This is a genomic window from Bacillus cereus group sp. RP29 (assembly GCF_040459765.1).
Lineage (GTDB): Bacteria > Bacillota > Bacilli > Bacillales > Bacillaceae_G > Bacillus_A > Bacillus_A paranthracis.
Genome location: NZ_JARVHN010000001.1, coordinates 4,387,716 through 4,401,887, shown reverse-complemented (window position 1 = coordinate 4,401,887; position 14,172 = coordinate 4,387,716). Strand labels below are relative to the sequence as shown.

The window sequence follows — 14,172 nt, the reverse complement described above, 5'->3', positions numbered from 1 at the left end:
AAATTATATTTTATCTATCAAGGAGTGGTAAGTGTGAAATATTTTGTATTTGAAGATGATGAATTAATAGGGGGATGGAAATTTAGAAAGGTTTTCTCCTGGCTTAGTAGAGGTACCAAATGAGGGAATTGTGACGGAAAACATATAAAATGTTATAATATCATTTGGAATATATAACCTTTTGATTCTAGGAAACAAAAAATCTACTAGTTATTATATCGCAAAGAGAGAAAGGAAATAAATATGTTTATAAAAAAAGTAATAAGTAGGGGGCTCGTTCAGAGTCTACTCATTCCCATTTTGTTTCTGGCACTTATCATATCTGCTTCTAGCGTAGAAGCATCAGAACAACAAGCCATAAATAAAAAACGTGAACTACGTGCCGTTTGGATTTCAACTGTGTTCAATATCGATTGGCCAGTGAAAGGTGCAAGCGCTGACGAACAAAAGAAACAGTTTATTAACATCTTAGATGATGTTAAATCAATGGGGATGAATGCTGTTGTTGTACAAGTAAGGCCAACTGGTGATGCATTTTACCCATCAAAACATAGCCCATGGTCAGAGTATTTAACAGGTACACAAGGAAAAGACCCAGGCTATGATCCACTAGCATTTATGGTAGAAGAAGCGCATAAGCGCAACCTAGAATTCCACGCATGGTTGAACCCATATCGCATTACAACAAGTCACCAAGATGTAAATAAACTAGCTGTAAATCACCCAGCTAAACAACATCCTGATTGGGTTGTTAAACATGGCAAGCAACTGCTCTATAACCCTGGCATCCCAGCTGTTCGAGACTATATTAAAAATAGCACTCTCGAAATTGTCCAAAACTATGATGTAGACGCGATTCATATGGATGATTATTTCTATCCATACGCAGATGCGGAAAATTTCCAGGATGAAACAACTTACGAAACATACGGGAAAGGTGAAAATAAAGACGATTGGAGACGTGAGAATGTCAACACACTTGTTCGCGATTTATCAACAAGTATTAAACAAACAAAATCTCACGTGAAATTCGGAATTAGCCCATTCGGTATTTGGAGAAACAAACATAATGACACACAAGGTTCCGAGACAAATGGCTTATCCGCTTACGACAACATCTATGCTGACTCAAGATTATGGGTGCATAAAGAATGGGTGGACTATTTAACACCTCAAGTTTATTGGAGCATTGGCCATAATGCCGCAAACTATGACGTAATAACAAAATGGTGGAACAACGAAGCACAAGGAAAGAACATACACCTATACATTGGACAAGCTGCTTACAAGATTAATAACGATTCGGACAAGGCCTGGGAGAACCCGACTGAGATAAACAATCAATTGGCTCTTAACTCAACACTTCAAAATATAAAAGGAAGTATGTTCTTTAGTTACCGCAATTTAAAGACAAATATATTAGGTATCAAAGATCAATTACGAGCAAATGCGTACAAATACCCAGCATTAATTCCAACTATGCCTTGGTTAGATAACTCTGCGCCAAGTAAGCCTTCTATACATTCTGTGACAGACGGTCCTAACGGTGCAACAATCTCATGGAATAACAATGCTGGTAATGACGCGGCCTATTTCGTTATCTATCGTTTTAACAGAGGACAACTAATCGACGGAAACAACTCATCTGTGATTGTCACAACAATTCGTAACAACGGTTCAGAGGTACTATCATATGTAGACAAGGCAGTAACGAATAGTAGTGACTACACATACGCAGTTTCAGCAGTAGACCGCCTTCATAACGAAAGTGACCTAGTTCCGGCTTCTACGCCTGAACCAAAACCTGAACCAAAACCGCAATTTAAAGATGTATCTACTAACCACTGGGCTTTGACTTATATTAATTTTCTAGCTGAAAAGAAAATTATTTCAGGTTTCCCAGACGGGACATTCAAACCAGAAGACAGACTCACTCGTTTACAAGCTATTTTTATGATTTTGAACGAAAAAGGTATTAAAGATTTATCTAATGTATCCAATCCTAATTTTATCGACGTAAATCCTAGTACTTATGGGTACAAAGAAATTGCAAAAGCAGTTGAATTAGGTATTGTTACAGGCAAAGTAAACGACAGCGGCCAAAAATATTTCGATCCAAATGGCGTGTTAACCCGTGCTGAAATGGCAACTATTTTAACTCGTAACTATAATTTAAATGGGACACACAGCGAAGAATTCTCAGATGTTCCAAAGAATTATTGGGCACATTCGTACATTCAATCATTAGCCAAAAATGGTATTGCGGTTGGATATGGCAATGGAATGTTCGGACCAGGGGATCCGTTAATACGAGAACAATTTGCGACTATGATGGCGAGAACGATAAATGAGGAATTACGTTAACATTTTAACGCCAAATATATTTCAGTGTAATTTGTGGTGTGCTGTGATTTGAAATTTCTTGCAACATAGCCGCATCCTTAGTTTGTTTATAGAACCAATAGCTGGAGGTTTTATGCATGGTGTGAATCCCGATAGATTCGATACCGGCAAAATCTCCGGCTTTTTGAATTTTTTGATAAGCCTAGATCTTATTAATGGGTTGATCTTCTTTTCGAGAGGGGAATAATATTTCACAGAAGGTGTAAAATGGGATGCTGATTTAGATGGTGATGGTGAAGATGATAGTATTAAGGATATGGTGAAAACGGGTGCGAAAAAATCTTGGTCAACCGTAGCGGGGTGGTTTAATTAATATGAAAAAAAGTATAGATTTTAATAAGAAAGCTTTTGCAAATTATATGGCTCTTTATCCTGTAAATGAAATAAGAGTCCACGTAATTGTTCTTGTCCTTTTGGGGGCAGACGTGTTTGTTCTTTTGCCTGCATTCGCGAATCCTTTTCAATTACTCTATGTATATATAGTAACTCCTCCAGTTATTTTTTTAAATTTGTGGGCGATATGGATTGCTATCAATCCTCGGAAACGACAATTACAATACACTCTATTTCGGGGAGTATATGGCACCATATGTTCAGTCGGATTATTGGTTATAACTCAAAAATATGCCTATGAAGTGTTACAATTACAAACTCCTATCTATTTTATTTTTTCAGTTGGTTTGTATGGTGTTGCTTTGTATTATTTTTATAAAAATCATATTGAAAAACTTCAGGAACCAAGAAAAAAATCAAAGTCGTCGAAAGGAACTGGTGGTGTAAAAGTAGCAGCTATTGCAGCTGGATCGGGGCAGTTAATTGCTAATATAATTCTTAGCATTGCAACACAACAGATGGGGGCAATTGTATTTATGTGTGCATGCACAGTGTTTTCGTTTGGTTTGTTTTATATGATTATAGAACTCCATAAGTACTATTATTTACGGAAGCATATAGAAGATGGAGGGAAAATACGTATAGGATTTTAAAGAGGATTTGTTGAATTTCAAGTGTATAATTGCATTCTTCTTATGGAAGCCATTTACGAGACTTATAGCAATAAAAGATGTATAAGTGGAAGATTATATTCTAGTAAAACATCTGAAGGAATGGAAATTAGGTTTGTTCTTATTAATGATAAGATTATAAAGGTTTATCCAATGTATTAAAGAATGTGAGGTACTCAAAAATGAAAGTAACTACTCAGCCCATAGTTAAAAATGCAAGACAATATAGAGGTAATTGCTAAGAAGCACTCCCCTAAGTTTCAGATGAAATTAAATGATTGAATATTTATATGTACGTAACCGGGATAATTAGGAATTTATATTTAATATGTTGTAAGAAAGGGGAATGTTTTTTTATGGAAACTCCAGAAAATCAATTTAAACGTGTACTTAATCCTTGGCTCTCCATTTGGACAAAACCACGTGATACAATGAAAGAAATTTTTATATCCAAACCTAAGAATGTGTTTTTACTCATTTTATTAGGCTCATTCGTACAGACTTTAGATCGAGCATCTTCTAAAAATGTGGCGGATTCAATAAGTAGTCCAGTTTCATTAATCTCAATGGTTATATTCGGTACCTTCGTTGCTTTCTTAATTTATTATTTTTTGCTACCAGCGTTATTTAATTGGGTGGCAAAAAAACTTGGTGGACAAGGTACCTTTGAAAAAACACGTTACGCAGTTGCCTATTCTTATATCCCTTACGTTTATTCTCTTATATTAGTTTGGGTGCCTTCATTTTTCTTGTTTGGGATAGAAAACTTTACGAGTGAGACACCGAAAATGGATAGTAGCATAACTTTAACGATTTTGTTTCTTATTTTTTCCATAATTGATATAGTTATTGGAATTTGGACAATCATTATTTCCGTAAAATGTTTAGGAGAAGCACACCAATTTTCAGCATGGAAAGCATTATTAACAATAATAATATCCTTTATGATTATCATTCTTCCTTTGGTAATAATAGTATTTCTTATAGTAGGGGTTACAACTTTTTAATCATTTATTTGCCTCTTATTTATCCAAATGTTTTCTACGCGCTGTTAGTAATTGTTACAGGATGAACAACCACATGATTCGGATGTTCCACTTGGCGAAGCGTATGACCTATATGATCAAATTGATCGCCCGTTTTACGGCCTGTTTTTCTTATTATCAGTGTTAACAGGAATTTGTGAAGGCAAACTTGAAAATCAAATATTAAACTATTAAAACCTTAAGGGAGCTGAGTAGATTGTCTTTGTTTGTCCCTTATTTTCCAATTGGAGAATAAGGGATGAATTTTTATGAAGGAGTAAATGCAGCCTTTATTACCATTCACGCCATTCTTCTGTTATATCTTCCTCAGATTCTAAGCCAGCTATTCGTGCTGCTGTATCGATAAAATCATAGAGATCTTCTCTTTCCATTGTTTCGATAAAATGGTCATGTTCGATATTTAGTTCATTTAATTTCATAACTACCTCTTTAACAACTTGCATTACTTCGACTTCGGTTGGATTCTCACCTAATTGCTGTAAATTGTTAATGTAAGTGTCAAGAATCTTATTTGTTGCACTTATATTTTCTTCAGTGAAAAATTCCCCATCTTCATCATACTCAACCCATGAGGTTGTTGGTTTGTTCTTTTTCAATTCATCAAATGTCATGATAACCTCCTAAATGTGTTTTTTATCTTTAATCTCATTCTACATTTTCAATCATATATAACAATCATTTAAGAGGAATTTTTTAGGCTACTAGTTTTTTAACTTATTTTGCTCTTCGCATCAATATCGTTTATCGCAAGAATGCATGAATAGATTTCAAACCTTCTAGTTTTACAAAAAAGTTTGACTTTATATAGAGGTAGTGGTAATTTAAAACTTATAAGAAAACTCGGGATTAATTCCGAGTTTTCTTATGGGTATAACTAGTTTGAGGAGGCCGAAAGATGAAACGGAAATTATTTGCATTACCATTTGTCCTAATACTACTTATTGCATTAGCGGCTTGTTCTGGAGGAAAAGATTCTTCGAAGCAAGCGGGTACTAGTAAATCAGGGACTCCGAAAGACGGGGGGACGTTAACGATTGGTGTTAGCGATAACCCAGAGACGATGAATCCGCTTTATGCGAACGATCGTGTGTCGTTAACCGTGCAGCAAGCTTTATATGCACCGCTGTATCATATGGAAGACGGTAAGAAGAAGTTTGTTCTTGCTGAAAGCTTTACGCCTTCAGAAGATCAATTAACGTGGACGTTAAAATTAAAAGATAATTTGAAATGGCATGATGGTAAGAAAATTACATCAGACGACATAGCATTTACATTCCAATCTATTTTAGATGAGAAGCAAAATAGCTCAAGTCGTGAAAACTTTGTTTTTAAAGGAAAACCGCTTGAGGTGAAAAAGGTAGATGAGTTAACAACTCAATTCGTTTTACCACAAGTAAGTGCATCTTTTGAAGGTGTGATGAATGATTTCTTCCCAATTCCGAAACATGTATTTGAAGGGGAAGCAGATTTAGCGAAGAGTAAGAAAAACTTACAACCTGTCGGATCAGGTCCGTTTAAGTTTAAAGAGTATAAGTCTGATGAGTACGTTGCATTAGATCGATTTGATGATTATGTAGGTGGTAAAGCTAAATTAGATTCTATCGTATACCGCGTTGTAAAAGATCGTAATACAGCAAATGTTTCACTACAAAATGGTCAAATCAACATGAAGATGATTGAGCCACAAGACTTTAAGAAATTAGATAGCACTGGGAACTTCTCAATGGTGACATTCCCAGAAGGTAGATTATTCTACTTATCTTATAACATGAATACAGATCTGATGAAGAAAAAAGAAGTGCGCCAAGCAATTGCGCATGCGTTAGATAAGAAAGAAATGATTAACTCAGCATTCGTTTCTAGTCAATTTGCAGAACCGGCAAATTCAATTTTAACTCCGGATGCTATGTATTATGCAAAAGACATTAAAGATTATAAGTATGATAAAAAAGAAGCGAAAGATTTATTAGCGAAAGCTGGTGTGAAAGATAAAGAAAAAGTACGCGTTATGTATGTAACGAATAATAAAATTATGGAAAGCTTAGCGCTTTATACACAACAAAAGTTAAAAGAAGTTGGCTTAGAAGTTGAACTGAATGCATTAGATGCTAGTGCAGCAAGTGACAAAAGCTTAGATAAAGAGAATAAAGAATTCGATATTACATTCGGTGGTTACATAATGGGACCTGAGCCAGATTCATATAAGAGCTTATTCTTAAGTAATGCTGAATACAACTATGCACGTTATAAAAACGCTGATTTCGATAAGTTATGGGAAGAAGCTGCGGTTGAAACAGATAAAACAAAACGCGCAGAACTATATCATAAAATTCAAGAGACAGCTAGAGAAGACTTACCTTATCTACCAATCGCATATCCGAAAGCAGTTATTGCAGTAGATAAAAAGTTTGATGGATTAAAAGAAGCAAAAGCAATTCCTGTCACAATGTTTGAAGATTTATCTAAGATTTATGAAGTGAAATAAGAAACAAACAGTAAAGAAGCTGGTGGAAATCAGCTTCTTTAGCTTGAGGGGGGAAGTTTGTGTATAAAGTAATTGCGAAGAGGCTTTTAAATGCAATTCCGCTTTTATTTGTTATTTCTATTATTTCTTTTCTATTAATAAAACTAGCGCCAGGTGATCCTGTTCGAAACTTTGTCACGCCGAATATGAGCCCAATTGATGTTGAGCGTATTCGCAAAAGTTTAGGGCTCGATCAACCAATTTATATGCAGTATATTTTATGGCTGAAAAATATTTTAACAGGGAACTTTGGTTACTCACTGCAAAATCACCGTCCTGTTTTAGATCTTATTGTAGAAAGGTTACCTGCGACAATCGGCTTAATGGGATCGTCTTTACTCGTCTCATTTGTAATTGCAATCCCGCTTGGACTACTTACAGGTGTGAAAAAGAATTCTATCTTTGATCGCATTGTAAACTTTATTTCTTATGTGGGAATCTCAATGCCAGTCTTTTGGTTCGCGTTACTATTAATCTACTTGTTCTCTTTAAAGTTGAATTTTCTTCCAAGTATGGGTATGCGTACAGTCGGTCAAGATTCCTTCTTGGATATTGTGCAGCACGGTATTTTACCTTGTATGGTGCTTGCGTTCCAAAACGTTTCTGTTTATATGAGATATATTCGTTCCAGTACAATTCAACAATTAGAAGAAGACTACGTACAAATTCAATATGCGTACGGTGCTTCGAAGAAAACAGTTTTATTTAACCACGTACTTCGAAATGTATTAATACCGATCATTACAATTTTCGGATTATCTATTCCAAGTTTAGTTGGCGGAGCGTTTATTACGGAAACAGTATTTTCATGGCCAGGTCTTGGTTCACTTGGGGTAAATGCTATTTTTAGATTTGATTATCCAATTATTATGGCAATTACATTACTATCATCCTTCATGTTAATTCTCGGTAACTTAATTGCTGATATTTTATATGGCGTAGTAGATCCGCGCATTCGAATGAGGGGGTGATTTGGAATGAATAATAGGAGATTTCAAACGATAAAAAGTAGTTTTACGAAAAATAAGTTTGTACTAATGGGAGTTATTATACTGGCGGTTTTAACGGTCGCATCGATTTTCGCATTCGTATCACCTTACGATCCTAGTAAAATGTCAATTCCAGATCGCTTACAAGAACCAAGTGTGAGTCATCCTTTCGGAACGGATGATTACGGAAGAGATTACTTAACTAGGGCATTATATGGTGGACGCGTTTCACTTGCGGTTGGTTTCCTTGCAATGGTTGTATCTGTTACAATCGGTACCGCAGTTGGGACGATTAGCGGATATTTTGGCGGAAAGTTAGACAACTTCTTAATGCGAGTTGTGGAAGTGCTCATGTCAATTCCATCATTCTTCTTAATGTTACTATTAAATGCTTATTTAAAACCAGGAATTACAACGTTAGTTCTTATTATCGGATTACTAACATGGATGGACACCGCTCGTATCGTAAGGGCAGAGACTTTATCTGTAAAAGAGCGTGAGTACGTTTTATATGCAAAAGTGTCAGGACAAAAATCACTCATGATTATTGTAAGACATATCATTCCTAACATTTTATCAACCATTATTATCGCCGCGACATTAACGATTGCGACATCAATTTTAATGGAATCATCACTTAGCTTCTTAGGTTTAGGTATTAGAGAACCAGATTCTTCTTGGGGCAGTATGCTAAACAATGCGCAAGGATATATCGGTGAAGCTTGGTATTTAACACTCTTCCCAGGATTCCTTATTCTTTTAACAGTACTAAGTTTTAACGTAATTGGTGAAGCGTTGAAGAAAGCTTTCGCACCAAAAGGAGCTGGAAATGAAAACTAAAGTGTTACGTGAAAGGAGTGAGAAGCGTGTCTGAAAAACTACTAGAAGTGAAAAATTTAAAGACTTCTTTTTTCATAGAAAGCGGCGAAGTAGAAGCAGTTCGAGGTGTTACATTTCGTTTAAATAAAGGAGAAGTAGTTGGTATCGTTGGGGAATCTGGAAGCGGAAAGAGTGTAATGGCGAAGTCCGTGATGTCTCTCGTTGCGTCACCAGGGAAAGTGAAAGAAGGGGAGATTCTTTTTCATAATGAAAACATCCTTTCTAAATCTGAAAAAGAATTGCGTTCTATTAGAGGAAATCAAATTTCACTTATCTCGCAAGATCCAATGTCTGCGCTAAATCCAGTTGTGAAAATTGGGAAGCAAATGACGGAAGTAATTATACGGCATCAAAAAGTAAAAAAGAAAGAAGCAGAGCAGATTGCGGTTAACTTGCTAAAACAAGTCGGTCTTTCGTCGCCAGAAGAAAGGGTAAAACAATATCCGCATGAACTAAGCGGGGGTATGAAGCAGCGGGTTATGATTGCGATGGCAATGTCTTGTAATCCAGATCTTCTCATTGCGGATGAACCGACGACAGCGCTTGATGTAACGATACAAGCACAAATACTAGATTTAATGAAAAACTTAAAAAATGAAACGAATATGGCGTTACTTCTTATTACACATGACTTAGGAATAGTCGCGCAAAACTGTACACGCGTTATCGTTATGTATGGCGGTCTTATTATGGAAGAGGGGCCTGTACTTGATATTTTCCAATCGCCGAATCATCCATATACGAAGGGGCTATTAAACTCTTTACCGAAAATATCGAACGGTGTAAAAGAAAGGCTCGCACCAATTCAAGGTGTAACGCCAAACTTATTACACCCGCCACAAGGTTGCCCATTCGCAGAGCGTTGCCCGCATGCGATGGACATTTGTGAAAAAGAACGTCCACCGTATTTTGAAATCGGAGACGGAAGGCGTTCCATGTGCTGGTTAAACGATAAGACAGTAGGTGATTCCCATGCATGAAGAAAATTTAATTGAAGTTCGGAACTTAAAAAAGTATTTTCCTATTAAAAAAGGACTATTCGGCAGAAAAACAGAGCAATTAAAAGCAGTCGATGACCTAAGCTTCACAATTAAAAAGGGTGAAACATTTGGATTAGTAGGAGAATCTGGCTGCGGAAAATCAACGACAGGAAGAAGCATCATTCGCTTACATGATGTTACTTCAGGTAACGTTTTATTTGACGGAAAAGATATCGCAAGCTTAAAGGAAAGTGAACTAAAAGAATATCGAAAACGAATGCAAATCATTTTCCAAGATCCATACGCATCATTAAATCCGTCGATGAACGTATTCCAAATTATTAGTGAGCCAATGAACATTCATGGATCTTATGAAAAAGAAGAACAAAAAGAAATCATATTAGACCTGCTCAAAAAGGTAGGCCTAAAAGAAGAACATCTATATCGCTATCCGCACGAATTTAGCGGAGGCCAGCGCCAGCGCATCAGCATCGCGCGCGCACTATCTGTAAAACCAGATTTCATCCTATGTGACGAACCGATCTCAGCACTAGATGTCTCAGTCCAAGCGCAAGTCGTAAACATGCTGCAAGACATACAAGAAGAAACAGGCGTCACATACTTATTCATCGCACATGACCTATCTATGGTAAGACACATATCGGACCGAATCGGAGTCATGTACTTAGGGAACATAGTAGAAATTGCCGATAGCGAAGACCTATACACAAAACCGGCACATCCATATACACAAGCACTACTCTCATCCATGCCAGAACCAGATCCAACAAAAACAGGGAAAGATCGGATCATTCTAGAGGGAGAAGTACCAAGCCCGCTAAACTCACCATCCGGCTGCAAATTTAGAACGCGCTGCAAATTCGCCACTGAAAAATGCGCACAGGAAGTACCGAAGATGGTCGAGATTGCGAAAGGGCATGAGGTGGCTTGTCATTTGTTTTAGAGGAGAAAGCACTAGGGGGGACCTAGTGCTTTTTTCTTTTGTGTGGGAGTGTATATTGATAATAAAGTCATTTAAAAACAAAAGTAAATCTCTTATTGTTATTTTGTTAATTTTTACCTTGCGAAAAATAAAGTTAAAAGTGATGTAAAATGAATTCGTAGTTTTGAATAAATAGGAGGGAAGTTCTAATAAACAAAAAAGAAATTGAAGACTTATTTGAAGGCGTACCACCAACATTTCGGGAATTTTGTACGGTAAGCAGTCAAAACTATAAAATTTGATTGTAATGTGTTCGCTTAAGCTATTAACAAAAAGATATTAATCACTAATCATCGGCACTTTGTTTTTGGTAATGCGTTTTAGTGACAGTGACAGGAGCCAGTGAGAAATGGGGCATTTCAGATCGTCGGATACAGCTGTTATGTAAGCAGAGCAGGATGATAGGCGCATATCGGCTCAGCTGGACATGGGCTATTCCAGAGGATGCTGTAAAACCTGTTGATGGACGAACGAAATCCGAACGAAATAAATCTTAAAACTACAGGGAAAATACAGATTGCTGTGTTATCTTTTTTACGGAGGTATACATTTATGGATATACGAATACTGCTTGTCGAGGACGATGAGCATATTTGCAATACAGTAAAAGTCTTTTTATCTGGAGCGGGATATAAGGTGGATGCCTGTTTTAACGGGGATGAAGCGCATAGCAAGTTTTATGATAATACCTATCAGCTTGTCATTCTTGATATCTTGTTGCCGGGAATGAACGGTCATGAGCTTTTAAGGGAGTTCCGTAAGCTGAATAATACGCCGGTTCTGATGATGACCGCTCTTTCCGATGATGAGAATCAAATCAGAGCATTTGATGCGGAAGCGGATGATTATGTGACTAAGCCGTTCAAGATTCAGCTATTGCTGAAACGTGTGGAGGCGCTGCTCCGTCGCAGCGGTGCGGTGGCAAAGGAACTTCACTATGGCAAGCTGACACTTTTGCCGGAAGATTTCAAGGTTTTTTATGACGACGAAGAATTACTTTTGACCCTTAAAGAGTTTGAAATCTTAATGCTACTGGTGCAAAACAATGGCAGAACACTATCTCATGAAGTTATTTTGTCCCGCATATGGGGCTACGATTTTGACGGTGATGGTAGCACCGTGCATACTCACATTAAAAACCTACGGGCGAAGCTACCGGATAATATCATCAAAACAGTACGCGGGGTGGGCTACCGATTGGAGGAAACTTCATGAAAAAGAATGGGATATTTATTAAGATTTTTGCCTATACGATAGTTGCTATGCTGTTGATTGTTTTCGTAACTGCCACATTGTTTTCAGGTCAATTCTTAACACTGTACAGAGCAGTTGAAAGGGAACAAATATTAGTGTCCTATCAGCCTTTGGTCAATAGAGTAAAAAATAGTAATTATAATGATATTCCCGTAGCAGCGCAAAGGTTTCGTGACAACAACCAATCATTTGAGTTTTGCATTATAGATGATAATGGCGGCGTGATTTACGCTACGCCGGGTGCTGATACCTCGGATAATTTCAATGGTGACTTTTACTATGTGGTGCATAATGATAAAGCCCGTGGCTATTCTGTCGTCGCCCAGACCAGACCGGGCTTAACTGCCTTTTACAATGAAATAATTGTGCGGGCATTGGTCGCGTTTGCCATTGTACTCGCCCTCTGCCTTGTGTGCGCGTATGTTTTTGCACGTCAGATAACCAACCCCATCAAGCGATTGGCGGATGACGCCGGGAAAATGGCAAGGCTTGAAGATGTACCGCAAAGCCTACCTATACGCCGGGATGAATTAGGCGATTTGTCGCGTGACATTCACTCTATGTACGATAAGTTGAAAGATACCATTTCCCGGTTAGAAAATGAAATCTTGCGGGTAAGGGAAATGGAGGAAGCACAGCGATATTTCTTTTCGGCGGCTTCACATGAGCTAAAAACGCCTATCGCGGCAACAAGTATCTTGCTGGAGGGTATGCTCGAAAATGTAGGTGATTACAAAGATCATCCCAAATATCTGCGCGAATGCGTGAAGATGATGGACGCGCAGGACGATGTGATTTCCGAGATACTGGAGATTGTCAACCTGAGCGATGGGAAAATCTCTCAGGATCTTGAAAAACTGAAACTTCGGCAAATAGTGGCTGACATACTGCCTGACTTTCAGATATTAGCTGAAGCAAACGGTCAGTGTATTGTTATGGACATTCCTGACGGACAAAACTGCCTTGTCGATTCTAAAATGCTTCAAAAAGCACTTTCTAATATCATTTTGAACGCAGTACAGAATACACCTACAGGCGGTGAAATTAGGATATGGAGCGAGCCTGCGGATAAACAATATCGCCTTTGCATACTAAACACAGGTGCAAGGATAGACGATACAGTTCTGCCTAAGTTATTTGACCCATTCTACCGTATGGATAAAGTGCGGGGTCGGAAAAGTGGGCGTAGCGGTTTAGGCTTGACCATTGTGCGGAAAACGTTGGAAGCAATGAACATTGAATATGCTTTGGAAAACGTTCCGGATGGCGTTCTATTTTGGATGGATTTGCCAAAGGCATAAATAACACAAGGAGAAAAAATAATGAAATTAGAAAACCGAAATAAACTTACAATTACATTGTTTGTAGTATATATGCTGCTGTTGACAGGCGTCATTCTCTTCAAATTACCGTTTTATTCTTCTGAAATATCAGATGGGATACGAGTAATCAATCTGATTCCATTTCAGGGGTCTTTCGATGACAGCGGAACTATTGATTTTAGAGAAATAAGAGCTAATATATTTATTTTTATCCCTTTAGGTATATATATTTGTATGCTAAAAAGTAAATGGCCTTTTATGAAGAAAGTTCTTCCAATTGTTGCTTTGACATTGGCGTTTGAAACTATACAATTCATTTTTGCAATGGGAAGAAGCGATATTACTGATGTACTTGACAATACGCTTGGAGGGGTAATCGGCATTGGTATTTATGCATTATTGTTCAAGATTTTCCAAAACAGGACTGTTAAGGTTGTAAATATACTTGCCCTGGTAGTAACTGTTTGCGTAGTATTATATTTCGCCTATCTGTTTTATCTCAGCCATTTTGTTATGAGGCGTCTGCACCCCTGATGTTAGCAACCAAGCTTTATCACTTTGACCGACAGGATTATTCCTGCCGGTCTTTTTTAATGTTCTCCGCTACAGACAAACTACAGGGAAAATACAAATTGCTTTGCCATAATAGGAGCATGCCAAACGTAAATGTCTATTTTACGCCATACATAGGAGGACTACCGCAATGAAAATGAAAAAACTAATCGTACTCGCTTTAGCGCTTTTTCTCGTACTTGCCATTGCCGCTTG

The 14,172-nt window shown here is 37.4% G+C and carries 13 protein-coding genes and 1 pseudogene; 12 read left to right on the top strand and 2 right to left on the bottom strand.

Features of this window, described 5'->3' with window-relative positions:
- Positions 1-243: 243 nt before the first annotated feature.
- Positions 244-2,364 (top strand): family 10 glycosylhydrolase, encoded by a 2,121-nt coding sequence (locus QCI47_RS23365; protein WP_042515097.1) that lies wholly within the window; start codon positions 244-246, stop codon positions 2,362-2,364.
- A gap of 4 nt (positions 2,365-2,368) precedes the next feature.
- On the opposite strand, the pseudogene QCI47_RS23360 reads toward QCI47_RS23365, so the two are convergent.
- Positions 2,369-2,590: pseudogene (locus tag QCI47_RS23360) on the bottom strand (tyrosine-type recombinase/integrase); the annotation flags it as partial.
- A gap of 127 nt (positions 2,591-2,717) precedes the next feature.
- Between QCI47_RS23360 and QCI47_RS23355 the strand changes: the two are divergent.
- The 3 genes from QCI47_RS23355 (at position 2,718) to QCI47_RS23345 (ending at position 4,627) form a co-directional block, all read left to right on the top strand.
- A complete protein-coding gene (locus tag QCI47_RS23355) occupies positions 2,718-3,389 on the top strand; it encodes a hypothetical protein (RefSeq protein WP_061131416.1) in 672 nt (223 codons plus the stop codon).
- A gap of 374 nt (positions 3,390-3,763) precedes the next feature.
- Positions 3,764-4,414, top strand: coding sequence for a Yip1 family protein (locus QCI47_RS23350; RefSeq protein WP_309422385.1), 651 nt, complete (start codon positions 3,764-3,766; stop codon positions 4,412-4,414).
- A 51-nt stretch (positions 4,415-4,465) separates the two neighbouring features.
- Positions 4,466-4,627, top strand: a complete 162-nt coding sequence (locus QCI47_RS23345; protein ID WP_001984298.1) for a hypothetical protein — start codon at positions 4,466-4,468, stop codon at positions 4,625-4,627.
- A gap of 98 nt (positions 4,628-4,725) precedes the next feature.
- Here QCI47_RS23345 and QCI47_RS23340 read toward each other — a convergent pair whose 3' ends face one another.
- Complete coding sequence (locus QCI47_RS23340; protein WP_309422384.1) at positions 4,726-5,064, bottom strand: hypothetical protein; 339 nt, start codon at positions 5,062-5,064, stop codon at positions 4,726-4,728.
- Between the two features lie 284 nt (positions 5,065-5,348).
- Between QCI47_RS23340 and QCI47_RS23335 the strand changes: the two genes are divergently transcribed.
- The 8 genes from QCI47_RS23335 to QCI47_RS23300 all read left to right on the top strand — a co-directional run bounded on the left by QCI47_RS23335 (position 5,349) and on the right by QCI47_RS23300 (position 13,938).
- Positions 5,349-6,938, top strand: coding sequence for an ABC transporter substrate-binding protein (locus QCI47_RS23335; RefSeq protein WP_309422382.1), 1,590 nt, complete (start codon positions 5,349-5,351; stop codon positions 6,936-6,938).
- 59 nt (positions 6,939-6,997) lie between these two features.
- Entirely contained in the window at positions 6,998-7,948 is a 951-nt protein-coding gene (locus QCI47_RS23330) for an ABC transporter permease (protein WP_000278764.1), read from the top strand.
- Between the two features lie 6 nt (positions 7,949-7,954).
- Entirely contained in the window at positions 7,955-8,806 is an 852-nt protein-coding gene (locus QCI47_RS23325; RefSeq protein ID WP_309422380.1) for an ABC transporter permease, read from the top strand.
- Between the two features lie 26 nt (positions 8,807-8,832).
- On the top strand, positions 8,833-9,825 hold the full coding sequence (locus QCI47_RS23320; RefSeq protein WP_048557124.1) for an ABC transporter ATP-binding protein: 993 nt from the start codon (positions 8,833-8,835) through the stop codon (positions 9,823-9,825).
- Positions 9,818-10,789 (top strand): ABC transporter ATP-binding protein, encoded by a 972-nt coding sequence (locus QCI47_RS23315; RefSeq protein ID WP_000544145.1) that lies wholly within the window; start codon positions 9,818-9,820, stop codon positions 10,787-10,789. The genes QCI47_RS23320 and QCI47_RS23315 overlap by 8 nt, the downstream gene beginning before the upstream one ends.
- Positions 10,790-11,380: 591 nt before the next feature.
- Positions 11,381-12,043: a response regulator transcription factor gene (locus QCI47_RS23310; RefSeq protein WP_076855685.1), complete on the top strand. Its 663-nt coding sequence runs from the start codon at positions 11,381-11,383 to the stop codon at positions 12,041-12,043.
- Positions 12,040-13,383 (top strand): sensor histidine kinase, encoded by a 1,344-nt coding sequence (locus QCI47_RS23305; RefSeq protein WP_309422378.1) that lies wholly within the window; start codon positions 12,040-12,042, stop codon positions 13,381-13,383. Before QCI47_RS23310 ends, QCI47_RS23305 begins: the two co-directional genes overlap by 4 nt.
- 21 nt (positions 13,384-13,404) lie before the next feature.
- Complete coding sequence (locus tag QCI47_RS23300; RefSeq protein WP_076855687.1) at positions 13,405-13,938, top strand: VanZ family protein; 534 nt, start codon at positions 13,405-13,407, stop codon at positions 13,936-13,938.
- Positions 13,939-14,172: the final 234 nt, after the last annotated feature.